Origin of the sequence: Microbacterium sp. SLBN-111 (assembly GCF_049739645.1) — a bacterium.
Taxonomy (GTDB): Bacteria; Actinomycetota; Actinomycetes; order Actinomycetales; family Microbacteriaceae; genus Microbacterium.
In genome coordinates, this window is sequence record NZ_JBMGQH010000001.1 from 3,166,697 (window position 1) to 3,192,539 (window position 25,843).

Below are 25,843 nucleotides of genomic sequence, written 5' to 3' on the forward strand. Positions count from 1 at the left end.
TCGAACTCAAGCGAACTCGTCCTCGTCGTCGTAGCGCACGACCACCTCGCCCGAGGCGTCCTGCGCGACGATCACGCCGGTGTCGAGCTCGGCGACCGGGCGCCCCTCGAGGAACGTGAGGGTCCACCGCGGGGCGGGAGCACTGAGCCCGTCGGGGTTCAGCGCCGCCTCGACGGCCGCGATCTGCGCGTGCAGCACCGCGGGCACGGCAGCAGGGGGCTGCTCGCGGGCGGTCCAACGGGTTCCGAGCTGCATCAGTCCTCCTGGGGTGCGAACACGATGTCGGTGACGGCGGTGGTGTCGGCCTCGACGAAAGTGATCGTCTCGATCCGGCCCACGGCACGCAGATCATCTTCCGCCGACCGCAGCGCCTCCGCGTGGGGGCTTGCGATCGTGAGCGAGAGCACCGGCGTCTTCTGGGATGCCTTGGCCTCGGTCTTCGCGCGACGGATACCGATGAGCGCCTCGCCCACGGCCGTCAGCACGACCGGGTCACCCTGGATGCCGAGCGGCGTGGGCCACGCGGCCGTGTGGACCGAGCCCTCCTCGAACCACGACCACACCTCCTCAGCGGCGAACGACAGCACCGGCGCGAATAGGCGGGTCAGGGTCGACAGCGCCGTGCGCAGCGCGAGCGCCGCCGATGCCTGACCGACGTCGGAGCGGTCGTACGCCCGCTCCTTGACCAGCTCGAGGTAGTCGTCGCAGAACGTCCAGAAGAACGACTCGGTGATCTCCAGCGCGCGGGCGTGGTCGTACGCCTCCAGCGCCGCGGTCGCGTCGGCGACGACCTTGTCGAGGGTCGTGAGCATCGAGGCATCCAGAGCGTGCGTCACCTCGGCTCCCTCGGGCACCGGGAACGACAGGACGAACTTCGCCGCGTTCAGCAGCTTGATCGCGAGACGCCGACCGATCTTGATCTGCGTCGGGTTCTGCGGGTCGAAGGCCGCGTCGGTGCCGAGACGGCTGGATGCCGCCCAGTAGCGCACCGCGTCGGATCCGTGCTGCTGCAGGATGTCCGCCGGGGTGACGACATTGCCCTTCGACTTCGACATCTTCTTGCGGTCGGGGTCGACGATGAAGCCCGAGATCGCGGCATCCGACCACGGCGCACGGTCGTCCTCGAGGGCGCTGCGGAGCATCGTCGAGAAGAGCCACGTGCGGATGATGTCCTGACCCTGCGGACGCAGGTCGAACGGCGCGACGAGGTTCCAGAGCTCGTCGTCGCGCTGCCAGCCGCCGGCCAGCTGCGGCGTCAGCGACGACGTCGCCCACGTGTCGAGGATGTCCTGCTCGGCGTCGAATCCGCCCGGCACGCCGCGCTGGTCCTCGGTGTAGCCCGGGGGGACGTCGGTCGTCGGGTCGACGGGCAGCGACGCGAGGTCGGGCGTGAGCACGCGGCCGTAGTCGCGCTCCCCGTTCTCGTCGAGGCCGTACCAGACCGGGATCGGCACGCCGAAGAACCGCTGACGCGACACGAGCCAGTCGCCGGTGAGTCCGTTGGTCCAGTTCTCGAAGCGCACGCGCATGAAGTCCGGATGCCACGACATCTCGCGCCCGAGAGCGATGAGACGCTCGCGCAGCTCGGCGTCGCGCGCGCCGTTGCGGATGTACCACTGGCGCGTCGACACGATCTCGAGGGGGCGGTCGCCCTTCTCGAAGAACTTCACCGGGTGCGTGAAGGGCTTCGGCGCGCCCTCCATCTCGCCGGACTCCTGCAGCAGCTCGACGATGCGCTTCTTGGCGCTGAACACGGTCTTGCCCGCGAGTTCCGCGTACGCAGCCTTCGCTGCATCCGTCACGATCACATCCGGAGCGTCGGCGCCGATGCGCCCGTCCTTGCCGATGATCGTGCGGTTGGGGAGGTCGAGCTCGCGCCACCAGATGATGTCGGTGACGTCACCGAAGGTACAGATCATCGCGATGCCGGACCCCTTGTCCTGCTGCGCGAGCGGGTGGGGGAGCACCGGCACCTCGACGTCGAACAGGGGCGTGCGCACCGTCGTGCCGAACAGCGGCTGGTAACGCTCGTCGTCGGGGTTGGCCACGAGCGCGACGCACGCGGCGAGGAGCTCGGGGCGCGTCGTCTCGATGAACACGTCACCCGAGCCGTCGGTCTTGTGAAACCCGAGGCGGTGGTACGCGGCGGGCTGGTCGCGGTCCTCGAGCTCGGCCTGCGCGATGGCCGACCGGAAGTCGACGTCCCACAGCGTCGGCGCGAGCGCCTGGTACGCCTCGCCGCGCTCCACGTTCCGGAGGAACGCCAGCTGGCTCGTGCGCATCGAGTCGTCGGAGATCGTGCGGTACGTCTGACCCCAGTCGACGCTGAGTCCGAGGTCGCGCCACAGCGCCTCGAAGGCCTTCTCGTCCTCGACGGTGAGCTCTTCGCACAGCTCGATGAAGTTGCGGCGGCTGATCGGCACCTGGTCGGCGGCCTTGCTGCTCTTGTTGTCGCCGCCCGAGAACGGGGGAGTGAAGTCGGGGTCGTACGGCAGCGACGGGTCGCAGCGCACGCCGTAGTAGTTCTGCACGCGGCGCTCGGTCGGGAGGCCGTTGTCGTCCCAGCCGATCGGGTAGAACACCGTCTTGCCGCGCATGCGCTCGAAGCGCACCTTCACGTCGGTGTGCGTGTAGCTGAAGACGTGCCCGATGTGCAGGCTTCCGGATGCCGTCGGCGGAGGCGTGTCCACCGAGAAGACGCCGGCACGGCCCACCTGGGCGGCGCGGACACGGTCGAAGACGTACGTGCCGCGGTCGGTCCACGCGGCATCCCACTTCTGCTCGAGGCCCTCCAGGGCGGGCTTGTCCGGGATCAGCGACATGGGTACTCCTCGAGCGATATAGACGGCACCGTGTGTGCGTGCCTGACTGTGGAATGTCGCTCGAGTCTACCGGGCGTGCGGGGTGGGTCGCGGAGGGTCGGGGGCCGCTGGGGGCGGCGGGGAGGCGGGGAGGCGGGGTAGCGGCGCTGGCTCAGCGATCCGCGCTGGATCAGCACTGCAGCCCCGTGACCGGCTGAGGCAGCACGGATTACTGACTTTGCGCCGCACGCCCCTGAGCAGCGCCGGTCAGCGTGCGCGCTGCACAAACTCAGCGATCCACGGCGGATCAGTCACATTGCGCTCGATGCAACTGAGCAAGCGCCGATCACAGACCTTGCGCCGCGCGCCGACCCCTCCTCCCCAGCCGGCCTTCTCTCCACAGATCGCGGCGACCACCCCTGCGGTGCGTCCGCAATCGCGACGATCGTCGAATGGATGCCACTCCCGCCCACGCCGTCGCCGCGCACGTCGCCGCACTCGGCGGCGTCGCCCGCACCGCTCGCGTCATCGCGGATGGATTCAGCCGACACCGCATCGCGAACGCCGTCGATCTCGGGCTCGTGTCGCGTGTCCGGCGCGGCTGGATCGCGGTGCCCGGCGCCGATCCCGACCTCGTCGCCGCGGCGCGGTACGGAGTCGTCGTGTCCTGCGTCACCGCAGCCGCGCGCCTCGGACTGTGGGTCACGTATATCCCCGAGGCTCCGCACGCCGCGTACCCGGGTCGCGGCCGCATCGCCGCCTCCGCAGCCGTGGTGCACTGGCAACGGCCGGTCGTTCCGCGGCATCCGGATATTCTCGAGGACCCTGTCGAGAACGTCCTCATGACCGTGGCATCCTGTCTCCCCATCGAAGAGGCCCGGGCCATCTGGGACTCGGCTCTCAACAAGGGCCTGGTCGACCTGTCCACCCTGAAACGGATGCCATGGACGGGCGCCGCGCGAAGACTCGTCGTCGAGGCGACACCGTGGGCGGACTCGGGACTCGAGACGATCTTCGTGGTTCGGCTCCGCTGGCTGAGGCTGCCGATCCACGTTCAGGTGTGGATCGCGGAGCACCGCGTCGACGTGCTCATCGGCGACAGACTGGTCGTCCAGATCGACGGTGGCCACCACGTAGGTGCGCAGCGCACCGCGGACATCCGACACGACGCGGAGCTGTTGCTACTCGGGTACCACGTCATCCGCGTCGGCTACGAGCAGGTCGTGCACCGGTGGCCCGAGGTGCAGGACCGGATCCTGCACGCTGTCGCGCAGGGTCTGCATCGGGCCTGAGGGGCACTTCGGGATCGTGTCCGGCCTCTGCGGTCTGCGCAGCCTCAGTGATCTGCACAACCTCAGCCCGAAGCGCGGGATGCCGACTGAGATTGTGCAGAACCCAGAGCCGGTGCCGCCCCAGGCAGCCCACGCGCAACCTCAGCAATCTGCGCAGCCTCAGTGATCTGCACAACCTCAGCCCGAAGCGCGGGATGCCGACTGAGATTGTGCAGAACCCGGAGCCGGTGCCGCCCCAGGCAGCCCACGCGCAACCTCAGTGATCCGCGCAATCTCAGCCCGGAACGCGGGATGCCGACTGAGATTGTGCAGATCGCTGAGCCGGTGTCGCGGTGAAGCGCCTCGGCACCCGCCTCAGTCCTGCACGTCGATACCCAGCGCCCGGGCGAAGTCGGCGGCGGCGAGCTCGACCTGGCGGTGGCTCAGGGTGACGCCGCGGAGGGAGTCCGGGCGGCCGTACGACAGCGCCTCGAGGCCGCGCAGGTCGACGTGCTCGGCGCGCAGGCCGTCGGAGTCCACCTCGTCGGCGCGGGAGTCCGAGAATCGCACGCGCGACAGGGTCGCGAGCGGTAAGTCGAGCGTGCCGATCACGCAGTCGGCGACGAGGACGTCGCGCACGGTCGCGCCGCGCAGCGACAGGTAGTCGATGCGCACGCCCCGCAGCTCGACGCTGTCGAGTTCGGCACCCGACAGGTCGAGCGTGCCGATGCGGCCGCCGTCCACCGCGACGTTCCGCCAGCGCCCGTCACGCGCGAGGAGCTCCGTGGCGCGCAGCGACACGATCTCGACGTCGGCCAGAGTCGCGCCGGTCAGGTCGAGCGAGTCGACGGATGCTTCGGCGATCACGCTCTCCGAGAGCGTCGAGTGCGCGGCATCCACGTGTCCCTCGAGCGAGACGACGCGTGTGCCGAGCAGGTCCGCCCGCGGTCCGAGGCCGTGCGCGATCTCGAACTCCCGAGGCAGGTCGGGACCCGAGACGCGGGGCGGCAGCGGACCGCGGACGCGCGCCACTCAGGCCTCGACGGATTCGGGCCGACGGCGCGAAGCCGCCCACGCCGCGACGAGCGTGAGGGCGGAGAGGACGGCGAGCACGACACCAGGATGCCACCACGCGTAGACCGTCGCGTCACCCAGGCTGAGGGTGATCGAGGGGATGAAGCCCGAGATTGTCGCCCCGATCGCGTACGACAGCGACAGCGCGGAGTACCGGAAGTGGTCGGGGAACAGGTCGCTCATGAGACCGCCGAGCGCGGCCCACGACATCGTCGGCAGGATGCCACCGATGATCATCGTCGCGACCAGGATCGGGAACGTCGCGAACTGCAGGAGGAAGTACATCGGGAACGTGATGAGCAGCGTCCCGAGCGCGCCCCACGCGACGACCTTCGCAGAGCCGATGCGGTTCGCCCACGCACCGAAGAGCGGGATCGTGACGAGCTGCAACAGCGCACCGATCGTCGTGGCGACGAGGAGGTCCTGGGAGCTGAATCCGAGCTGCTTCACGCCGTAGTTGATCGTGTACGTGTTCATGAGCGAGTACGAGCCGATACCCAGCAGCGCGGCGCCGATCGCGATGGCCACCGCGGCCGGGCGGGCCTTGAGCATCGTCAGCACCGGAAGCCGGTCGCGGCGACCGGTGGCGACGACCTTCTCGAACACGGGCGTCTCGTCGATCGACCAGCGCAGGTAAAGCGACACCAGTAGCAGCGGAAGCGCGAGGAGGAACGGGATCCGCCAGCCCCACGCGGCGAGCTGGTCGGTGGGCAGGACGAACGTCATCACGAGGAACACGACGGCGGAGAGGATCGAGCCGACGGGCGAGCCGAGCTGCGGGATCGCCGCGTAGAACGCGCGCTTCACGGGGCTCGAGTGCTCGGTCGCGAGCAGGATCGAGCCGCCCCACTCGCCGCCGAGCGACAGCCCCTGGGCGATGCGCAGCACGATGAGCAGCGCTGCGCCGAGCCAGCCGGCCTGGGCGTAGGTCGGCAGCGCGCCGATCAGTCCCGTGGCGACGCCCATGATGGCGACGGTCCAGAGCAGCGTCGCGCGACGGCCGAGCCGGTCGCCCATGTGCCCGAAAATGATCGCGCCGATCGGGCGCACGACGAACGCGAGCGCGATCGTCGAGAACGACGCGAGCGTGGAGCCGAAGTCGCCGAGCGGACCGAAGAACAGCGGTCCGACGAAGAACGCGGCGAAGTAGGCGTAGACGTAGAAGTCGAACGACTCCAGCGACGTGCCGATCATCGAGGCCCACGCGACGCGGCGAGCGGGTGCGGAGGTGGTCGGGCGGGGAACGGGGGGAGCGGAAGTCACGGGGTTAGATCTTGGCACGAGTCCAGAAACTCCCGCGCGCGGTCGGGCATTCCCGGAGCGGCCCATCGCCCCCAGCGGGACGGCGTAGAATGGAGGGATCAGCACCGATCCGGCCATCACCGGGGAGCTCTCGGAAGAACAGGGTTCAGGCCCCCAGTAGAACCGAGCGGGGCAGGCCCGTCACAGCCGCAGTGAGAGCGGCGACCACTCCGGTGGGCGCAATGCGGGGTGGTACCGCGGTCCGACCGGATCGTCCCTGCAGGTGGATCGCAACCTGCGGAGAGACATGACCTACCCTCGCCCCTCATCCTTCGGCCCGGCCGCCGACGCATCGACCCCGGATGCCACGACCTCCACGCCCGGCAGCGGCGCCGCGTCGGTGGCATCCGTCGTCCCCAGCCCGCGGTTCCCGGACATCGAGCGCGACACGCTCGCGTTCTGGGACGCGGACGACACGTTCCGCGCCTCGATCGCGAACCGCGAGGGCGCCGAGGAGTGGGTGTTCTACGACGGCCCGCCTTTCGCGAACGGCCTGCCGCACTACGGCCACCTCCTGACCGGCTACGCGAAGGACCTGTTCCCGCGCTTCCAGACGATGCGCGGAAAGAAGGTCGACCGCGTCTTCGGCTGGGACACGCACGGCCTCCCCGCCGAACTCGAGGCGATGAAGCAGCTCGGGATCACCGAGAAGGACGAGATCGAGCGCATGGGCGTCGCCGTGTTCAACGGCAAGGCCCGCGAGTCGGTGCTCGAGTACACACGCGACTGGCAGGACTACGTCACCCGCCAGGCGCGCTGGGTCGACTTCGAGCGCGGCTACAAGACGCTCGACACGTCGTACATGGAGAGCGTCCTGTGGGCGTTCAAGACGCTGCACGACAAGGGCCTCGCGTACGAGGGCTACCGCGTGTTGCCGTACTGCTGGCGCGACGAGACGCCCCTGTCGAGCCACGAGCTGCGCATGGACGACGACGTCTACAAGATGCGCCAGGACCCGTCGGTCACCGTCACGTTCCCGCTCGTCGGGGCGAAGGCCGAGGCCCTGGGCCTGACCGGCGTGCGGGCGCTCGCGTGGACGACGACGCCCTGGACTCTGCCGACGAACCTGGCTCTGGCGGTGGGTCCTGGCATCCGTTATGCCGTGGTCCCGGGTGGACCGAACGGTGCCGCCGACGTGCACCGCGCGCCCGACGGAACTCCCGACGAGGCGTTCGAGGCCGTCGCGCACCGCTACCTTCTGGCCGAAGACCTGCTGCCGGGCTACGCGAAGGACCTCGGGTACGAGTCGGTGGATGCCGCCCGCGCGGCGGTCCAGTCGACGATCACGGGCGCCGAGCTCGGCGGGGTCTCGTACGACCGCCTGTTCGACTACTACGCCGACGCCGAGACGTGGGGCACGCAGGACGCGTGGAAGATCCTCGTCGACGACTACGTCACGGTCAGCGACGGCACGGGCATCGTGCATCAGGCCCCGGCCTACGGTGAGGACGACAAGCGCCTCGCGGATGCCGCGGGTCTCCCGACGATCATCTCGCTCGACGACGGCGGCCGGTTCCTGTCGAACGTCACCGACGTCGCGGGGGAGCTGTGGTTCGAGGCCAACCGCCCGCTGATCCGTCTGCTCAAGCAGGGCGGCCGGCTGCTGCGCGAGGCGTCGTACGAGCACTCGTACCCGCACTGCTGGCGCTGCCGGAACCCCCTCATCTACAAGGCCGTGTCGAGCTGGTTCGTGCGGGTCACCGATTTCAAGGACCGTCTGCTGGAGAACAACCAGCGGATCACCTGGGTGCCCGAGAACGTCAAGGACGGCCAGTTCGGCAAGTGGCTCGAGGGCGCACGCGACTGGTCGATCAGCCGCAACCGCTACTGGGGTTCGCCGATCCCGGTGTGGAAGAGCGACGATCCGAACTACCCGCGCGTCGACGTCTACGGCTCGCTCGCCGAGATGGAGGCCGACTTCGGCCGCCTGCCGCGCAACGCGGAGGGGGAGGTCGACCTCCACCGTCCGTACATCGACGACCTCACGCGTCCGAACCCCGACGACCCCACGGGACGCTCGACCATGCGCCGCATCGAGGACGTCCTCGACGTATGGTTCGACTCCGGCTCGATGCCGTTCGCGCAGGTGCACTATCCGTTCGAGAACCACGAGTGGTTCGACGAGCACTCGCCGGCGGACTTCATCGTCGAGTACATCGGGCAGACCCGCGGGTGGTTCTACCTCATGCACGTGCTCTCGACCGCACTGTTCGACCGCCCGGCGTTCACCGGGGTCTCGTGCCACGGCATCGTCCTCGGCAACGACGGCCAGAAGATGTCGAAGTCGCTGCGCAACTACCCCGACGTGCGCGAGGTCTTCGATCGCGACGGCTCGGATGCCATGCGCTGGTTCCTCATGTCCAGCTCGGTGCTCCGCGGCGGCAACCTCGTGGTGACCGAGGAGGGCATCCGCTCGGGCGTCCGCGAGTTCCTGCTACCGCTGTGGAACGCGTGGTACTTCTTCGCGACCTACGCGAACGCCTCCGGGCCCGACGGCTACGAGGCGCAGTGGCGCACCGACTCCACCGACGTGCTGGACCGCTACATCCTCGCGCTCACCGGGGACCTCGTGCGCGACGTCGCCGCCGATCTCGAAGGCCTCGACTCGACGACCGCGGCCGAGCGGCTGCGCGACTTCGCCGAGGTGCTTACCAACTGGTACATCCGCCGCTCGCGCGACCGGTTCTGGGTGGGCGTGACCGACGACCCGACCAGCCGTGAGGCGTTCGACACGCTCTACACGGTGCTCGAGACGCTCACCCGCGTCGCGGCCCCGCTGCTGCCGCTCGTGACCGAGCGCGTGTGGCAGGGCCTGACCGGCGGCCGCAGCGTCCACCTGCAGGACTGGCCGGACGCGTCGGCGTTCCCGGCGGCCGCAGACATCCGAACGGCGATGGACACCGTGCGCGAGGTCTCGAGCGTCGCCAACGCCCTCCGCAAGCGCGAGGGCAAGCGCGTGCGCCTGCCGCTGCCGCGCCTGACGGTAGTGACCCCGGATGCCACGGGCCTGGCGCAGTTCGACGACATCCTGCGCGACGAGCTCAACGTCAAGAGCGTCGAGCAGATCGCGTTGGAGGCCGACACCGCGGCCGCGTACGGCATCACCCACCGCCTGTCGGTGAACGCCCGCGCCGCGGGGCCGCGTCTCGGCAAGCAGGTGCAGCAGGCGATCAAGGCCGCGCGAGAAGGCGACTGGAGCGAGGTCGACGGCCGCGTCGTCGCCGGTGGCATCCCGCTCGAGCCGAGCGAGTACGACCTGGTCGTCGAGACGGCCGGGCGCCCGGAGGGCGAGGCCCTCGCGGTGCTGTCGTCGGGTGGCTTCGTCCTGCTCGACACCGTGACGACGCCCGAACTCGAGGCCGAGGGTCTGGCGCGCGACATGATCCGCGCGATCCAGGACACCCGCAAGGCCGCCGGCTTCGACGTGAGCGACCGCATCACGCTGACATTGACGTTCGACGACGCCGCGGACGCCGCGGCGGTGGCCCAGGCGTTCGACCTCGCCGGCGTGGCATCCGAGACCCTCGCCGAAGGCGTCGTGCTCGCCAGCCGCACCGAGCGGCTCATCGAGCGGGGCGAGACCCGCGCGCCGGAGTTCGAGAACGTCGTCGCGGCGAAGACCTACGCGAACGTCGGCGCCGTCACGGTCGCCGTCGCCCGGATCGGAGCCCCCGCATGAGCGACCGTTCTCGCGCCGACGCCGTGTACTCGGCGCTGCTCCAGCGACAGGGTGAGCAGTGGGTGCAGCCGCGCGTCGAGCGCACGCGCCGCGTGCTCGAGCTGCTCGACGATCCGCAGCGCACCTACCGCGTCATCCACGTGACCGGCACCAACGGCAAGACCTCGACGAGCCGCATCATCGAGAGCCTGCTGCGGTCGCTCGGGCTCCGCACGGGCCTCTTCACGAGCCCGCACCTCGAGCGCTTCACCGAGCGCATCCTCATCGACGGGGAGCCGGTGGCGGATGCCGCGGTGGCCGACGCCTGGGACGAGATCCAGCCCTTCGTGCAGATCGTGGATGCCGAGCTCGAAGCGGCCGGAGATGCGCCCCTGACGTTCTTCGAGCTGCTGACCGTGCTCGCGTTCGTCGCGTGCGCCGATGCGCCGATCGACGTCCTCGTGCTCGAGGTCGGCATGGGCGGCGAGTGGGACTCGACGAACACCGCGGACGGCGACGTCGCGGTCTTCACGCCGATCGACATCGACCACGCCGACCGCCTGGGGAACACCATCGCGGAGATCGCGACGGTCAAGGCGGGAATCATCAAGGAGGGCGCGGCCGTCGTCTCTGCCGCGCAGCCGGACGAAGCGCGGCGCGCGATCCTCGCTCGCGCCGAGAAGATGCACGCCACCGTCGCGTTCGCCGGGGAGGGGTTCGCGCTCGAGACGCAGACCCTCGCCGTGGGCGGTCAGCTGCTTACCGTGCGCGGCGTCGCCGGCACGTACCCCGAGCTGTACCTCCCGCTGTACGGCGCGCACCAGGGCGCGAACGCCGCCCTGGCGATCGCCGCGGTGGAGTCGCTGATCGGCGGGGGAGCGCAGCCCCTCAACGCCGACATCGTGGGAGACGGCCTCGGCGCCGTCACCTCACCGGGTCGCCTGCAGCTGCTCGGCACCGCGCCGACCGTGCTCGTCGACGCCGCACACAACCCGCACGGGGCGCGCGCGCTCGTCGCCGCCCTCGACGAGGCGTTCGACATCGATGAGTGGGGGGCGGTCGTCGGCATCCTGGCCGGGAAGGACACCGTCGGCATCGTCTCGACGCTGACCCCGGCGGTGGCGCGCGTGTTCGCGACCACGCCCGACAGCGAGCGCGCGGGCGACCCCGACCTCATCGCCGACGTCGCCGAGGCGGCCGACGTCCCCGTCACCGTGCACCCGACGCTCGAGGACGCCGCCGACGCGGCGCGCGCGTGGGCCGCGGAGTCCGACCGCCGCGCGGTGATCATCGCCGGGTCCGTCGTCCTCGCGGGCGAGGCGATCCGCCTCTCCGAGCTCGAGGACTGGAAGGCCGGGTGGCAGCGGTGAGTCCGCGCGAGCCTCGCGCTCCGCGGGAGCGGCGTCCGCGTCGCGTCCGCGGCGCGCAGGAATCGCTCGGCGCGGTGGTGCTCGGCTTCGAGTCGATCGTCGTCTTCCTGGGAGGCCTCGTGGTCTACGGGCTCAAGGCGCTGCCGTGGGGAATCGAGCCGTGGTGGGGGATCGTGGGCGGGGTCGTGATGGCCGCCGCGATGGTCGCGACCTCGGGCCTTCTCCGCCACCGCTGGGCGATCATCGCGGGCTGGGCACTCCAGGTGATTCTGGCGCTCGGTGGCATCCTGGTTCCGGCTCTGGCCGTCGTCGCTCTCATTTTCGGTGGGATGTGGGCGTATGCGACGATCAAGGGAGCGGCTCTCGATCGCGCCAACGCGCGGAGGGCCGCCGACCCCGACCTCTCGAACGGAGAATGACCCATGGCCACCGAAGAGACCCTCGTCCTGGTCAAGCCCGATGGCGTCGCGCGCGGCCTCACCGGCGCGATCCTCGCCCGCATCGAAGCGAAGGGCTACGCCCTCGTCGACATCCGCCTGGTCGAGCCCGACCGCGAGACCCTGGCGCAGCACTACGCCGAGCACGAGGGAAAGCCGTTCTACGAGCCGCTGCTCGAGTTCATGCTCTCCGGTCCGTCGGTGGCGATCCGCCTCGCGGGCAACCGCGTCATCGAGGGCTTCCGCTCCCTCGCCGGCACCACCGACCCCACGACCGCCGCGCCCGGCACGATCCGCGGCGACTTCGGCCGCGACTGGGGCCTGAAGGTGCAGCAGAACCTCGTCCACGGCAGCGACAGCCCCGAGTCCGCCGCGCGCGAGCTCGCGATCTGGTTCGCCTGATCCCGGATGCCATGACGGCCGCCGTCCCTCGGGGCGGCGGCCGTTCTGTTGTCCGGCGGCGGCGGTGGCTCAGCGATCCGCGCCGGCTCAGTGGCATCCCCTCGAACTGCACTGAGGTCGTGCAGATCGCTGAGGCTATGCCAGCACGCCGCGGCCGCCCGGCACCGGCTCAGCGGCCCGCGCTAACTCAGCGGCATCCCCTCGAATCGAACTGAGGTCGTGCAGATCTCTGAGGTTATGCGGGTCGGGCGCGGCGGTCGCTCAGCGATCCTCGCCCGCTCAGCGGCATCCACACGAAACCAACTGAGGTCGTGCAGATCGCTGAGGCTATGCCAGCACGCCGCGGCCGCCCGGCACCGGCTCAGCGGCCCGCGCTAACTCAGCGGCATCCACACGAAACCAACTGAGGTCGTGCAGATCACTGAGGTTGTGCGGATGCCGTGCGGCGGTGGCTCAGCGATCCGCGCCGGCTCAGTGGCATCCGCGCCGATCCGACTCACATTCCGCGGATCGCTGACCTTGTGCCCGAGGTCAGATCTGGCCGAGGACGTCCAAGCGGAGCTGCGCGATGACGGCGACGACGACGTAGGCGCCGAACGCCATGAGCGGAACCCACGCCATGAGGGAAGATGCGATGTCGCGCGCCTTCTGTCCGACGGGGAAGATGCCCTCGCGGAACAGGTGCAGGGTGACCACGATGAACGTCGGGATCGTGACCGACCACGTCACCATGCACCACGGGCAGAGTGTCCCGAGCACGAAGATGCTCTGCGAGATGAGCCAGATGACGAACGTCATCGCGCCGGCGATGCCGAGCCAGAACAGGATCCAGAACCAGCGCGCGAAGCGGGCGCCGGCGAGGATCGCGAACCCGACGACGAACGGCGCGATCCACGCCGCGAGGCCGATGATCGGGTTCGGGAAGCCGAAGACGCTGCCCTGCCACGACTTCAGATTCGCGGTGCACTGCACGAGCACGCTGAAGTCGCAGGATGCCGCGGCCCCGCCGTCCATGAGCTGGTGGAAGCGTTCCATCGTCAGCGAGAACGCGGCCCACCAGCCGACCGCGCCCGCGATGATCAACCACACCGCGAGCACTCGAGGCTGACGCGGGGTGACGGTTTCACTCATGCTCGCGATTCTTGCACTGCTGCCCAATGTGCTGCGTGTGGGATGCCTCGCCGTCGAGAAGCCAGCGCTGCGTGCATTTCCGCCGATAAACGCGATCGACGGGTGGAAACGGCGTCGCCCGGCGTTTCTCGCCGTGGATCGCGTTTATCGCGGAGGAAGACCCACCGCGCCTGTGAGCGAATCCGGCCGACCGTGCGATAATGGAGCTTCGATGAGCCGCGGCCGCGCCGCAGGCGAATCACCAGAAGACTTCGGGCGATGACCGCCCTTCGCAGCACGAGCCGCAGGCCTGCTGCAGACCGAGTGAGTTCGCGGCCCCGCCGGGTGCGGCGCCGCACGAGATTTCGCCGGGCGACGCGCGGTGTCGCCCGCCAGGGAGTACGCCCGATATGGCCGACGCAACAGAAGATCAGACCCCCGAAGAGACCCTCGCGACCGACGCCCCCGAGTCGGTGCAGGACGAGAGCCCGGCGACCGACACCCCGTCGGTCGACGCCGATCCCGACGACGAAGCCGCGGTGGACGACGCCGAGGCCGCCGCCGCGACCGACGCCGGTGAGCCCGCGGTCCTCGAGACGGACGCGGTGGATGCCGCTGACGCCGCCGCCATGACGGCGACCGACGTCGTGGAGCCCGAGGCGGACGTCGCTCCGGTCGAGGCCGAAGCAATCGTCGAGGCCGAAGCCGTGGTCGAGGCCGAGTCGGCCCCCGAGGCCGAGGCGGCGCCCGAGCCGCAGCCCGAGGCCGAGCCGCAGCCCGAGGCAGCGCCCGAGCCGCAGCCCGAACCCGAAGCCCCGGCCGAGCCGGCGAAGCCCCCGCGATCCCCACCGCGGTGTCGCTCGGTCTCCTGCCCGAGGTGTTCGTGTCGGCCGTGTCGACGCAGCTGCACTTCTACGCCCCCGAGCTCCCGCCGCTCCCCGCCCGCGACGACGTCGACGAGCGCGACGACGACGGCCCGGTCGAGCGCACCTCGGCGAACGCCCGTCGCCGCAACCGCCGGCGCGGGGGAGCCGCGTCCGGCACCGACGATCAGCCCGAGGCTCCGGCCGCTCCCGTCCGCCAGCGCGCGGTCGAGCTCATCACCGAGCCGCAGCGCATCAAGGGCTCGACGCGTCTGGAGGCGAAGAAGCAGCGCCGCCGCGACGGCCGCGAAGCCGGACGCCGACGCCCCGTCGTCACCGAGGCCGAGTTCCTCGCCCGCCGCGAGGCCGTGGACCGCGTCATGGTCGTGCGGTCGAAGGGCGGTCGCATCCAGATCGGCGTGCTCGAAGACAACGTGCTCGTCGAGCACTACGTCGCCCGCAACCAGGATGCCTCACTCATCGGCAACGTCTACCTCGGTCGCGTGCAGAACGTGCTGCCCAGCATGGAGGCGGCGTTCGTCGATATCGGTCGCGGCCGCAACGCTGTGCTGTACTCCGGCGAGGTGGACTGGGACGGCGTCGAGACCGGCAACCAGCCCCGCCGCATCGAGCTGGCGCTTAAGTCCGGCGACCGCGTGCTCGTTCAGGTCACCAAGGACCCCGTGGGTCACAAGGGCGCGCGCCTGACGAGCCAGATCTCCCTGCCCGGCCGCTATCTCGTGTACGTGCCGAACGGGTCGATGAACGGCATCTCGCGCAAGCTCCCCGACACCGAGCGCGCGCGTCTGAAGAAGATCCTCAAGGAGGTGCTGCCCGAGTCGTCGGGCGTCATCGTCCGCACGGCCGCCGAGGGCGCCACCGAAGACCAGCTGACGCGCGACGTCCAGCGCCTCACCGCGCAGTGGGAGCACATCAGCACCCAGGTGAAGACGATCCAGGCTCCGGCGCTGCTGCACTCCGAGCCCGACCTCCTCGTGAAGATCGTGCGCGACGTCTTCAACGAGGACTTCACGCGCATGCTCATCCAGGGCGACGAAGCGCTCACGACCATCTCGAACTACCTCGCGGGCGTCGCCCCCGACCTGCTCGAGCGCGTCGAGAAGTACGAGGGCGACCAGGATCCATTCGACGCGTTCCGCATCACCGAGCAGATCGAGAAGGCGCTCGACCGCAAGGTCTGGCTGCCGTCTGGCGGTTCGCTCGTGATCGACCGCACCGAGGCCATGACCGTCGTCGACGTCAACACCGGCAAGTTCGTCGGGTCGGGCGGCAACCTCGAGGAGACGGTCACCAAGAACAACCTCGAGGCTGCTGAGGAGATCGTCCGCCAGCTGCGGCTCCGCGACATCGGCGGCATCATCGTGGTCGACTTCATCGACATGGTGCTGGAGTCGAACCGCGACCTCGTGCTGCGCCGCCTGATCGAGTGCCTGAGCCGCGACCGGACCAAGCACCAGGTCGCCGAGGTCACCTCGCTCGGCCTCGTGCAGATGACCCGCAAGAAGCTGGGTCTGGGTCTGCTCGAGACGTTCAGCGAGGCGTGCGAGGTCTGCGCCGGTCGCGGTGTCATCGTGCACCACGATCCGGTCGTCAAGCACCGCACCGCCCCGACCAACGGCAATGGCAACGGCAACACGAACGGCAACCGCCGTGGTGGCGCGCGCGGGGGCAATGGCTCTGCGGCCGGCAATGGCACCAACGGCGGCAACGGCAACGGCAACGGTGGCCCCGCGGCGCCGACCGGCGGCACGCACGTCATCACCGAGGGCGTGAAGTCGGCGCTCGCGCAGATCGCGGCATCCACGATCCACCCGACGGTCGACGACCCGGCCGTGGTCGAAGCGGCCGTGGTGGCCTCGGTCGAGGCGGTCCTGGATGCCAAGGTCGAACCGCCCGTGCGCGAGAAGCGCCCGCGCAAGAAGCGCGAGCCGCGTGCCCCGCGCACCGAGAAGGACGCGCTCCTGGAGTCGGTGCTCGAGGCTCTGCCCGAGCCAAAGGCTCCCGGTCAGGGCCGCTCGCGCCGCCGCGTGACGACCGCTGCCCTCACGGGCACCCCCGTGAGCGCCCACCCGACCGAAGAGGCGTAAGCCCCTCACGCGCGAGCGCCGACGCCTCAGAGGGCGCGGCGCTCGCGGGCGGTGATGCGCAGACCGGAGGCGCGGAGGCGCCGCACGAGTTCGCGTCCGCCGACGTGCTCGGCGCCCGCGGCGACGAGGTCGGCGTGGCGCTCGTCGGGGACGTCGTAGTGGTCGAGATCGAACGCGCGGGCCGGGATGCCGGCCGCGGCGGCGAACGCGTGCAGTTCGTCGAGGTTCGCGTCACTCACGAGATGCGCCCACAGCCTGCCGTGCGCGGGCCACTGCGGGTCGTCGATGAGAATCGCCACTCCGCGATCCTACGGCCGACACGCGGTCCCGATGCTTTTGCCGGATGCCGCCGGGTGAGCTAAACTCGTCCTTTGGTGCGTCGTGTCCGCGCGATTGACGCGAGACCCCGTCGGCTTCGGTCGGCCGGATCGCACCGAGACTCAGGGCATGAAGCCCTCCCGACGTCATCAGACAACCGGAGCCGTGCGCTCCCGAACGAAACAGGTGTGAAGTGGTTTACGCAGTTGTGCGCGCCGGCGGCCGGCAGGAAAAGGTCGAGGTCGGCACGATCGTCGTGCTCGACCGCCAGGCGGCGAAGGTCGGCGAGAGCATCCAGCTGCCCGCCGTCCTGTTCGTCGACGGCGAGACGGTCACGACCGACGCCGACAAGCTCGCGAAGGTCTCGGTCACGGCCGAGGTCCTCGGTGACGAGCGCGGTCCGAAGATCGTGATCCAGAAGTTCAAGAACAAGACCGGCTACAAGAAGCGCCAGGGCCACCGTCAGGACCTCACGCGCGTCAAGATCACCGGCATCAAGTAAGAGCCAGGAGACGCAGAGATGGCACACAAAAAGGGCGCAAGCTCCACCCGCAACGGTCGTGACTCCAACGCACAGCGCCTCGGCGTGAAGCGCTTCGGCGGCCAGGCCGTCAACGCCGGCGAGATCCTCGTCCGCCAGCGCGGCACGCACTTCCACCCCGGCGCCAACGTCGGCCGCGGTGGCGACGACACGCTGTTCGCCCTCGCCGCCGGCTCCGTCGAGTTCGGTCAGAAGGGCGGCCGCAAGGTCGTCAACATCGTCGCTGCCGCCGCGGAGTAATCCCGCAGCACACGGCGTTCCCGAGGGGGTGGGCACTGCGCCCGCCCCCTCGTCGTCTTTCCCGGGCACGACCGGCACACCCCGCGCCCCGCGGGCCCGCACCGGCCACGCCCCTCACCCACCGGCATCCGTCGAAAGGATTCTCATGGTCACCTTCGTCGACCGCGTCACCCTGCATCTGCGTGCGGGGAAGGGCGGCAACGGCTGCGTATCGGTGCGCCGTGAGAAGTTCAAGCCGCTGGCCGGCCCCGACGGCGGCAACGGCGGACACGGCGGCGACGTCGTGCTCGTCGCCGACCCCCAGGTGACCACGCTGCTGTCGTACCACCACTCGCCGCACCGCTCGGCAGGCAACGGCGGCTTCGGCATGGGCGATAACCGTTCCGGCGCCGCGGGAGAGATCACCGAGCTGCCCGTTCCGCTCGGCACCGTCGTGAAGGACCCCGACGGCACGGTGCTCGTCGACATGCTCACCCCGGGCTTGCGCTTCGTGGTCGCCCCGGGAGGCCTCGGCGGCCTCGGCAACGCCGCGCTGGCCTCGCCGAAACGCAAGGCGCCCGGTTTCGCGCTGCTCGGAACGCCCGGCTGGGAGGGCGATGTCGTCCTCGAGCTGAAGACCGTCGCCGACGTCGCTCTCGTGGGCTTCCCGTCCGCGGGCAAGTCGAGCCTCATCGCCGCGGTGTCCGCCGCGCGTCCGAAGATCGCCGACTACCCGTTCACGACGCTCCACCCGAACCTCGGCGTCGTGCAGGCGGGCGACGTGCGCTTCACGGTCGCCGACGTCCCCGGCCTCATCGAGGGCGCGAGCGAGGGTCGCGGCCTCGGCCTGGAGTTCCTCCGGCACGTCGAGCGCTGCACCGCGCTGGTGCACGTGCTCGACTGCGCGACGCTCGACCCCGGCCGCGATCCGCTCAGCGACCTCGACGTCATCCTCGCGGAGCTGGCGGCCTACCCCGTTCCGGACGGCCAGCTCCCGCTGCTCGAGCGCCCGCAGATCGTCGCGCTGAACAAGGTCGACGTCCCTGAGGCGCGCGATCTCGCGGATCTCGTGCGCCCCGACCTCGAGGCGCGCGGATTCCGCGTGTTCGAAATCTCCACCGTCAGCCGCGCGGGTCTCCGCGAGCTCACGTTCGCGCTGGGCGAGATCGTCGAGCAGCACCGTGTCGCGACCATCGACGACAGCCCCGCCGAGCGCATCGTCATCCGCCCGCAGGGGTCCGAGAAGGACTTCACGATCAAGGTCGAGGGCGGAACGTACGGCCCCGTCTACCGGATCCTGGGCGACAAGCCGGTCAAGTGGGTGCAGCAGACCGACTTCCAGAACGAGGAGGCGGTGGGCTACCTCGCCGATCGTCTCGCGCGTCTGGGCGTCGAGGACGAGCTGTACCGCGCCGGCGCCGTCGCGGGTGCGACGGTCGTCATCGGCCCCGGCGACGGCATCGTCTTCGACTGGGAGCCGACGCTGTCCTCCGCGGCCGAGCTGATGACCGCTCCGCGCGGCACCGACCCCCGCCTGCTGCAGAGCACGCGCCGCACGAGCAACGAACGCCGCGAGCGGTATCACGAGCGGATGGATGCCAAGGCCGAGGCCCGCGCCGAGCTCGAGGCCGAGCGCCTCGCCGAGCGCGCGTACGACGACGAGGACGAACGATGACCGCTCGCGTCCGGGAAGACCTGCCCCGCGCCTCTCGGATCGTCGTGAAGGTCGGGTCGTCGTCGATCAGCGGCGACGGCGCGTTCCGGATCGACCTCATCGTCGACGCACTCGCCCGGTCGCGCGAGGCCGGCGTCGAGGTCGTCCTGGTGTCGTCGGGCGCGATCGCGACCGCGCTGCCCCTGCTCGACTTGCAGGGCCGACCCAACGACCTCGCGACGCAGCAGGCCGCTGCGGCGGTCGGTCAGAACGTCCTCATGTGGCGCTACCAGACCTCCCTCGACCGGTTCGGTCTGCTCGCAGGGCAGGTGCTGCTGACGGCGGGCGACCTCGAGAACGCCACGCACCGCTCCAACGCGCGCCGGGCGATGGAGCGGCTGCTCGGTCTTGGCATCCTGCCCATCGTCAACGAGAACGACACGGTCGCCACCCACGAGATCCGCTTCGGCGACAACGACCGTCTCGCGGCGCTCGTCGCGCAGCTCATCGGCGCCGACGCGCTCGTGCTCCTGAGCGACATCGAGTGCCTCTACACGGCGCCGCCGAGCGAGCCGGGCGCACGTCCGATCATCGACGTCGAGTGGGGCGACGACCTCTCCGAGTACACGTTCGGGTCCGTCACCGTGAACGGTGTGGGGACCGGGGGAGCCGCGACCAAGGCGTCTGCCGCGAAGCTCGCCTCGGCGGCGGGTGTCGGCGTGCTCGTCACGAGCGCGGACCTCGTCGCGGAGGCCCTCGCGGGCGCGTCCGTCGGCACGTGGTTCGCCCCGCATCCCGACCCCGTCACCCTCATGACGGGACCCGTGGGCGCGGTGTCCAGCGGCGATAGACTGGCGTGATGACGCTCACCGCCGTTTCGGTCGACGACCGGCTGCGCCTCGCGAAGGATGCCGCGCGCGAGGTCGGGCTCCTGGACTCCGCGGCCAAGACCGCGATGCTGCGCGCGATCGCCGACGCCATCGACGCCGCGTCCGACGAGATCGTCGCGGCCAATGCCGACGATCTGGCCCGCGGGCGCGAGTCCGACATCGGCGACGCGCTGCTCGATCGTCTCCGGCTGGATGCCACCCGCGTGGCGGCCCTGGCCGCGGCGGTGCGCGACGTCGCCGAGCTGCCCGACCCGGTGGGGCGCGTGCTCGACCAGCGCACGCTGCCCAACGGCCTGCAGCTCGAGAAGGTCGCGGTACCCTTCGGCGTCGTCGGCTCGATCTACGAAGCGCGCCCGAACGTCACGGTCGATATCGCCGCCCTCGCGCTGCGCTCCGGCAACGCCGTGGTGCTGCGCGGCGGATCGGCCGCGCAGAGCACGAACGCCGCCCTCGTCCGCGTCATGCGCGACGCCCTCGAGGCGCAGGGACTCACTCCCGAAGCGATCCAGACCGTCGACGACTTCGGCCGTGACGGCGCGCGGGCGCTCATGAACGCCCGCGGTCTGGTCGACGTCCTGGTGCCGCGGGGGAGCGCCGGTCTCATCGAAACTGTCGTGACCGAGTCCACGGTGCCCGTCATCGAGACGGGCGCCGGTGTCGTGCACGTGTACCTGGATGCCACGGCCAACGCCGACTGGGCCCGTGACATCGTCCTCAACGCGAAGACGCAGCGTCCGAGCGTGTGCAACGCGGTCGAGACGGTTCTCGTGCATCGGGATGCCGCCGACCGCCTGCTGCCCGACCTCCTGGGTTCGCTCGCCGAGGCGGGCGTCCGCGTCCACGGCGACGAGACCGCCGCGGGCTACGACCCCCGCGTCGTCGCCGCGACCGAGGAGGACTGGGCCACCGAGTACCTGAGCCTCGACCTCGCGGTGCGCGTCGTCGACGATCTGGACACCGCACTCGAGCACATCCGCCGCTACTCGACGCATCACACCGAGTCGATCATCACCGACGACGAGGCATCCGCGTCGCGCTTCCTGGCGGAGGTCGATTCGGCCGTCGTCCTGGTCAACGCGTCGACCCGCTTCACGGACGGCAGCGAGTTCGGCTTCGGCGCCGAGGTGGGGATCTCGACCCAGAAGCTGCACGCGCGCGGCCCCATGGGCCTCGCCGAACTCACCAGCACCAAGTGGCTGGGGCGCGGCGACGGCCAGGTTCGGGCCTGACCGCATAAAATGACCCTGCGCGCCGCGCAGAAACTTCGAACGGAGCACTGATGACTTTCGCCTCGCTGATCGCTTACGCCGCTGCTGAGGGCGCCCACCACGAGGGCGGCAACGTGCAGGCTCAGACCTTCTGGTACGGCGCGGTCGCTTTCATCGTGTTCGTCTCGCTGAGCCTGGTGACCCTGTCGTACCGCAACGTCTCGAACCGTCACGCCCACAAGGCCGAGGCGTACACGAAGAAGCACGGGACGCCCACCCCCGAGGCGCACGGCCACTGAGGCCCACTGTATGTCGGTGACACGCGCCCCTCGCATCGGGGTCATGGGTGGGACGTTCGATCCCATCCATCACGGTCACCTGGTCGCGGCCAGCGAGGTCGCGCAATCGTTCGATCTCGACGAGGTCATCTTCGTCCCCACGGGTCGCCCGTGGCAGAAAGCCGACGTCACCGAGAGCGAACACCGCTATCTGATGACCGTCATCGCGACGGCATCCAATCCGCAATTCACTGTGAGCCGCGTCGACATCGATCGGGCGGGTCCGACCTACACGATCGACACGCTCCGCGATCTCAAGCGTGAACGGCCGGGTGCCGACCTGTTCTTCATCACCGGCGCCGACGCCGTTGCGCAGATCCTCGGATGGCGCAACCATCAGGAGCTGTGGGACCTCGCGCACTTCGTGGCGGTGTCCCGCCCGGGCCACGTGCTGACGACGGAGGGCCTGCCCACCGAGGACGTCAGCCAGCTCGAGATCCCGGCGCTGTCCATCTCGTCCACCGACTGCCGCGCCCGCGTGCGCCGAGGCCACCCCGTGTGGTACCTCGTGCCCGACGGCGTCGTGCAGTACATCGCGAAGCATCACCTCTACCGGAGCCCCGCATGAGCACTTCCGAGAATCCCGAGACCCCGCCGCTGACGCGGCGTCAGCTGCGCGAACTCCGCAACACCGGCGCCACGCCGATCGTCGGCCTGCCTTCCGACGCCCCTGCCGAGGCGCGCGTCGCCGAGCCGGCGGTCGCCGAGCCGGCGGTCGCTGAGCCCGCGGTCGCTGAGCCGACTCCGGATGCCACAACTCCCGCCGAGGCCGAGCCCGCGGCTTCCGCTCCCGTCGAACCCGTCGTCGAAGAGGAGCCCGCGCCGGAGGTCCCCGCCAAGAAGGGCGGCATGCTCGGCGGACTCTTCGGCCGCGGCAAGGCCGAGAAGGCCGAGGAGGAGCCTGCCGCGGAGGAACCGGCCGCTGCGCCGGCGCCGGTGGAACCACTCGTCCCCGCGACGTTCGCCCCTCCCTCGAGCAGCGATCTCGGCGTGACGGGCCTCACCCGTCGCCAGGTCCGCGCTCAGGAGCGCATCCGCACAGCGAGCGTCCCGGTCATCACGCCCGATCTCCAGCCCGACGCCCCGGTGTCGCACGAGGAGGCACCCGCGGCGGTTGCGGACACGGCGACTGACGCTCCGGCCGAGGAGTCGGCATCCACGGATTCCGCCGAAACCACGGACGCGCCCAAGACCGCCGGACTCGAGGCGATCTTCCGCCCGGCTGCTCCAGAGGAGGCGCAGAGCGCGGAGGAAGCCTCGGTCTCGACGGTGAACCCCGCGCTCGGTTCGCACCTGCTCGCCGGCGACGCGCCCGACATCTCGCTGCCGCCGTCGTTCGACCAGCTCATCGAGCGCAGCACCGTGGCGACCGGCTCGGTGTCGATGCCGAACGCCCTGATCCTCTCACAGACGCCCACGGGCGTGCCGCTGGTGGGCCCGGTCACGGCCACGGGCGAGATCATCGTCACGGGCACGTTCGAACTGCCCGAGGGACTCGGTTCGTCCGGTCACGTCCCCGGAACCACCGACGGTCGTGACGTGGATGCCGTCCTCCTCGACGGTGAGCTGCCGCCCGCGTCGTCGCCCACCCCCATCGCGGCCAGCGCCGCCATCAGCACCGTCAAGCAACCCGGTGAGATCATCCGCCCCCCGGCGCCGGAGAAGGGCAGCAAGCTCGTCATCGGTCTCATCATCACCACCGGCGCCCTCGCCGTGGCGGTCGCCGTCGCGCTGGTTCTCGCCTTCACGACAGGAGTCTTCGGATGACAGCCAGCCCCAACGGCATCGAGATGGCGCGCATCGCCGCGATCGCCGCCGACTCGAAAGCGGGCGAAGACCTCGTCGCCCTCGACGTCTCCGAGCCGCTCCCGCTCGTCGACATCTTCCTGCTCGTCACCGGTCGTAACGAGCGCAACGTCGCGGCGATCGCCGACGAGGTCGAGGAGAAGCTCCTCGAAGCCGGCCACAAGCGGCTCCGCCGAGAGGGTCGCCAGGAATCGCGCTGGGTGCTCCTCGACTTCGGCGACCTGGTCGTGCACGTGTTCCACGAGCAGGAGCGCGTCTACTACGGCCTCGAACGCCTGTGGAAGGACTGCCCGGTCGTGCCGCTCGAGCTCCCGGCTCCGGCGTCCGCCGACTGACGCTCGACCAACGAAGCGCCGCTCCCCGTGAGGAGCGGCGCTTCGGCGTTTCAGACCAGCGCGGGGGCGAGCTCGTCGCGCAGGATGGCCGCACCTGCGCTCAGCGCGCTGAGCTTCGCGAGAGCGACATCGCGCGGCAGGGGGGCCATGCCGCAGTTGGTGCTGGCGATGAGCTTGTCGGCATCCACGAACTCCAGTGCCCGGCGCAGCGTGTCGGCGACCTCCTCGGGGCGCTCGATCTCGTGCGACGCGACGTCGATGGCACCGAGCATGATCCTCTTGCCGCGGAGGAGCTCGATGACGTCGAGCGGAATACGGGAGTTGTGCGACTCCAGCGACACCGTGTCGATGCTCGACCCCTGCAGCAGCGGGAACGAGTGCTCGTACTGGCGCCACTCGGGGCCGAGCGTCGCCTTCCAGTCCGTGTTCGCCTTGATGCCGTAGCCGTAGCAGATGTGCACGACGGTCTCGGCGCGGAGCCCGTCGATGGCCCGCTCGAGCGTCGCGATGCCCCAGTCGCGCACGTCGTCGAAGAACACGTTGAACGCCGGTTCGTCGAACTGGATGATGTCGACGCCCGCCGCCTCGAGCTCTTTCGCCTCCTGGTTCAGGATGCCGGCGAACTCCCACGCGAGCTTCTCGCGGCTCCCGTAGTAGCGGTCGGCCAGCGTGTCGATCATCGTCATCGGGCCCGGCAGCGCCCACTTGATCGGCTGATCGGTCTGCTGGCGGAGGAAAGCGGCATCCTGGACGAAGACCGGCTTCTCACGCCCGACCGGACCGACGACCGTCGGGACGCTCGCGTCGTAACGGTTGCGGATGCGGACCGTCTCGCGGTTCTCGAAGTCGACGCCGCTGAGGTGCTCGATGAACGTCGTGACGAAGTGCTGGCGGGTCTGCTCGCCGTCGCTGATGATGTCGAGGCCCCGCTGCCGCTGCTCGTGCACGGCGGCGCGGAGGGCGTCCTGCTTGCCCTCGACGAGAGCGTCGCCCTCGAGCGCCCAGGGCGACCAGAGCTTCTCGGGCTCGGCGAGCCACGAGGGCTTCGGGAGGCTCCCAACGGCGGCGGTGGGGATCAGGGCATTCATGCGTGCGGTCTCCGGTCGATCAGGACGCGTCAGTGGACGAGGGCGGGGGAGAGGCCGGCCCAGCGGGCGAGCAGGTCGCCATGGGGCTTCACAAAGTGCTCCTCGGCGTACTTCCCCTGGGTGAGGGCCAGACGCGAGCGCTCCTCGCGGTCGTAGTCGACGCGGGTGCGTGAGAAGTCCTGGCTCTCCAGGGTCGGGCGGAACACGTGGGCGGCCGCGGAGTTGGCGTTGTAGATCTCGGGCCGGTAGATCTTCTGGAACGTCTCCATCGTGCTGATCGTGCCGATCAGCTGCAGGTTCGTGTAGTCGTTCAGCAGGTCGCCGCGGAAGTAGAACGCGAGCGGCGCCGAGCTGCCCTCAGGCAGGAAGTAGCGGACCTGGAGGCCCATCTTCCCGAAGTACTCGTCGGTGAGCGAGTAGTCGTCCTGCACGTACTCGACTCCGAGGACCGGATGCCGGTTGTCGGTGCGCTGATACGTCTTGCTCGTCGAGACGCTGATGCAGATGACCGGCGAGACGTCGAAACGCTCGCGGTATTCGGTCGACTCGAGGAAGTGCTGGAACAGCTTCCCGTGGAGAGCGCCGAAGTCGTCGGGCACCGTGAAGCCGCCGGCGGCCGCGCTGGCGGCGGGCAGCAGCACGCTGAAGTCGAAGTCGCGGAGGTAGGAGGAGAAGTTGTTGCCGACGATCCCGTGGTGACGCGCGTCGGTCTTGCGGTCGACCACGACGAGGTCGAGCACCTCGAGGAGCGGGAAGCGCTGGTCATCTCCGGATGCCGCGAACTCCAGGTCGACGGACACGATGTCGATCTCGAGGGTGTACCGGTCGCCCTCCGGGTTGTCCCAGCGGGCGAGGTCGTTGAACCGTCGGTCGATCATCGTGAGGGCGTTACGGAGGTTCTCCTGCCGGTCGTCACCGCGGGCGAGGTTGGCGAAGTTCGTCGTGGCGCGCGAGCTCTCGGAGGGGGAGTAGTTCTCGTCGAATCGGGTGGTCGAGATCTGGAACGTGAAGTCGGTGGACATGTCCGAGAACTCCTCTCGCGCGTCGGGA

Annotated in this window: 23 protein-coding genes; 15 read left to right on the plus strand and 8 right to left on the minus strand. The window is 70.0% G+C overall.

The window, feature by feature from the left end; all coding sequences use genetic code 11:
* Window positions 1-6 precede the first annotated feature (6 nt).
* Together RKD05_RS14755 and valS are read right to left on the minus strand one after the other, a co-directional pair.
* Window positions 7-255 carry a hypothetical protein gene (locus RKD05_RS14755; RefSeq protein WP_022878819.1) on the minus strand — a complete coding sequence of 83 codons (249 nt, stop codon included), beginning with the start codon at window positions 253-255 and terminating at the stop codon, window positions 7-9.
* Window positions 255-2,822 (minus strand): valine--tRNA ligase, encoded by a 2,568-nt coding sequence (valS, locus tag RKD05_RS14760; protein WP_424711049.1) that lies wholly within the window; start codon window positions 2,820-2,822, stop codon window positions 255-257. Before valS ends, RKD05_RS14755 begins: the two co-directional genes overlap by 1 nt.
* A 431-nt stretch (window positions 2,823-3,253) precedes the next feature.
* On the opposite strand from valS, the gene RKD05_RS14765 reads away from it, so the two are divergent.
* Window positions 3,254-4,093, plus strand: a complete 840-nt coding sequence (locus RKD05_RS14765) for a DUF559 domain-containing protein (RefSeq protein WP_424711051.1) — start codon at window positions 3,254-3,256, stop codon at window positions 4,091-4,093.
* A 354-nt stretch (window positions 4,094-4,447) separates the two neighbouring features.
* Here the strand turns inward: RKD05_RS14765 and RKD05_RS14770 are convergent, their stop codons facing one another.
* Window positions 4,448-5,104: a hypothetical protein gene (locus tag RKD05_RS14770; RefSeq protein ID WP_424711053.1), complete on the minus strand. Its 657-nt coding sequence runs from the start codon at window positions 5,102-5,104 to the stop codon at window positions 4,448-4,450.
* Window positions 5,105-6,409: an MFS transporter gene (locus tag RKD05_RS14775; RefSeq protein ID WP_424711054.1), complete on the minus strand. Its 1,305-nt coding sequence runs from the start codon at window positions 6,407-6,409 to the stop codon at window positions 5,105-5,107.
* 286 nt (window positions 6,410-6,695) lie between these two features.
* Between RKD05_RS14775 and ileS the strand changes: the two genes are divergently transcribed.
* The 4 genes from ileS to ndk are packed head-to-tail and all read left to right on the plus strand — an operon-like array spanning window position 6,696 to window position 12,315.
* Window positions 6,696-10,127, plus strand: a complete 3,432-nt coding sequence (ileS, locus tag RKD05_RS14780) for an isoleucine--tRNA ligase (RefSeq protein ID WP_424711055.1) — start codon at window positions 6,696-6,698, stop codon at window positions 10,125-10,127.
* Window positions 10,124-11,476, plus strand: a complete 1,353-nt coding sequence (locus tag RKD05_RS14785; RefSeq protein WP_424711057.1) for a bifunctional folylpolyglutamate synthase/dihydrofolate synthase — start codon at window positions 10,124-10,126, stop codon at window positions 11,474-11,476. The genes ileS and RKD05_RS14785 overlap by 4 nt, the downstream gene beginning before the upstream one ends.
* Window positions 11,464-11,895, plus strand: a complete 432-nt coding sequence (locus tag RKD05_RS14790) for a DUF4233 domain-containing protein (protein WP_424711058.1) — start codon at window positions 11,464-11,466, stop codon at window positions 11,893-11,895. The genes RKD05_RS14785 and RKD05_RS14790 overlap by 13 nt, the downstream gene beginning before the upstream one ends.
* 3 nt (window positions 11,896-11,898) lie before the next feature.
* Window positions 11,899-12,315, plus strand: coding sequence for a nucleoside-diphosphate kinase (gene ndk / locus RKD05_RS14795; protein ID WP_134126794.1), 417 nt, complete (start codon window positions 11,899-11,901; stop codon window positions 12,313-12,315).
* A gap of 531 nt (window positions 12,316-12,846) precedes the next feature.
* On the opposite strand, the gene RKD05_RS14800 is transcribed toward ndk, so the two are convergent.
* The gene (locus tag RKD05_RS14800) at window positions 12,847-13,446 is read right to left on the minus strand and encodes a vitamin K epoxide reductase family protein (protein WP_424711059.1); all 600 of its coding nucleotides are present in this window, start codon (window positions 13,444-13,446) and stop codon (window positions 12,847-12,849) included.
* An 832-nt stretch (window positions 13,447-14,278) separates the two neighbouring features.
* Here RKD05_RS14800 and RKD05_RS14805 point away from each other — a divergent pair.
* Window positions 14,279-16,396, plus strand: a complete 2,118-nt coding sequence (locus RKD05_RS14805; RefSeq protein WP_424711061.1) for an Rne/Rng family ribonuclease — start codon at window positions 14,279-14,281, stop codon at window positions 16,394-16,396.
* 26 nt (window positions 16,397-16,422) lie between these two features.
* Here RKD05_RS14805 and RKD05_RS14810 read toward each other — a convergent pair whose 3' ends face one another.
* Window positions 16,423-16,695: a DUF4031 domain-containing protein gene (locus tag RKD05_RS14810; protein ID WP_424711062.1), complete on the minus strand. Its 273-nt coding sequence runs from the start codon at window positions 16,693-16,695 to the stop codon at window positions 16,423-16,425.
* Between the two features lie 212 nt (window positions 16,696-16,907).
* On the opposite strand from RKD05_RS14810, the gene rplU reads away from it, so the two are divergent.
* The 9 genes from rplU to rsfS all read left to right on the plus strand — a co-directional run bounded on the left by rplU (window position 16,908) and on the right by rsfS (window position 23,705).
* Window positions 16,908-17,216, plus strand: coding sequence for a 50S ribosomal protein L21 (gene rplU, locus RKD05_RS14815; RefSeq protein ID WP_424711064.1), 309 nt, complete (start codon window positions 16,908-16,910; stop codon window positions 17,214-17,216).
* Between the two features lie 18 nt (window positions 17,217-17,234).
* Window positions 17,235-17,495, plus strand: a complete 261-nt coding sequence (gene rpmA / locus RKD05_RS14820; RefSeq protein WP_022878252.1) for a 50S ribosomal protein L27 — start codon at window positions 17,235-17,237, stop codon at window positions 17,493-17,495.
* 145 nt (window positions 17,496-17,640) lie between these two features.
* Complete coding sequence (gene obgE, locus RKD05_RS14825) at window positions 17,641-19,149, plus strand: GTPase ObgE (RefSeq protein ID WP_424711065.1); 1,509 nt, start codon at window positions 17,641-17,643, stop codon at window positions 19,147-19,149.
* The gene (proB, locus tag RKD05_RS14830) at window positions 19,146-19,988 is read left to right on the plus strand and encodes a glutamate 5-kinase (protein WP_022879124.1); all 843 of its coding nucleotides are present in this window, start codon (window positions 19,146-19,148) and stop codon (window positions 19,986-19,988) included. Before obgE ends, proB begins: the two co-directional genes overlap by 4 nt.
* Complete coding sequence (locus RKD05_RS14835; protein WP_424711066.1) at window positions 19,988-21,247, plus strand: glutamate-5-semialdehyde dehydrogenase; 1,260 nt, start codon at window positions 19,988-19,990, stop codon at window positions 21,245-21,247. Before proB ends, RKD05_RS14835 begins: the two co-directional genes overlap by 1 nt.
* Before the next feature lie 50 nt (window positions 21,248-21,297).
* The gene (locus RKD05_RS14840; RefSeq protein WP_022878522.1) at window positions 21,298-21,525 is read left to right on the plus strand and encodes a hypothetical protein; all 228 of its coding nucleotides are present in this window, start codon (window positions 21,298-21,300) and stop codon (window positions 21,523-21,525) included.
* 10 nt (window positions 21,526-21,535) lie between these two features.
* Window positions 21,536-22,132 (plus strand): nicotinate-nucleotide adenylyltransferase, encoded by a 597-nt coding sequence (gene nadD, locus RKD05_RS14845; protein ID WP_022878523.1) that lies wholly within the window; start codon window positions 21,536-21,538, stop codon window positions 22,130-22,132.
* Entirely contained in the window at window positions 22,129-23,331 is a 1,203-nt protein-coding gene (locus tag RKD05_RS14850) for a hypothetical protein (RefSeq protein ID WP_424711068.1), read from the plus strand. Before nadD ends, RKD05_RS14850 begins: the two co-directional genes overlap by 4 nt.
* Window positions 23,328-23,705 (plus strand): ribosome silencing factor, encoded by a 378-nt coding sequence (gene rsfS, locus RKD05_RS14855; RefSeq protein WP_063257675.1) that lies wholly within the window; start codon window positions 23,328-23,330, stop codon window positions 23,703-23,705. The genes RKD05_RS14850 and rsfS overlap by 4 nt, the downstream gene beginning before the upstream one ends.
* A 50-nt stretch (window positions 23,706-23,755) precedes the next feature.
* On the opposite strand, the gene RKD05_RS14860 is transcribed toward rsfS, so the two are convergent.
* Both RKD05_RS14860 and RKD05_RS14865 read right to left on the minus strand, forming a co-directional pair.
* Complete coding sequence (locus RKD05_RS14860) at window positions 23,756-24,793, minus strand: methionine synthase (RefSeq protein ID WP_424711069.1); 1,038 nt, start codon at window positions 24,791-24,793, stop codon at window positions 23,756-23,758.
* 29 nt (window positions 24,794-24,822) lie between these two features.
* Entirely contained in the window at window positions 24,823-25,815 is a 993-nt protein-coding gene (locus RKD05_RS14865) for a putative oxygenase MesX (protein WP_424711071.1), read from the minus strand.
* Window positions 25,816-25,843 lie beyond the last annotated feature (28 nt).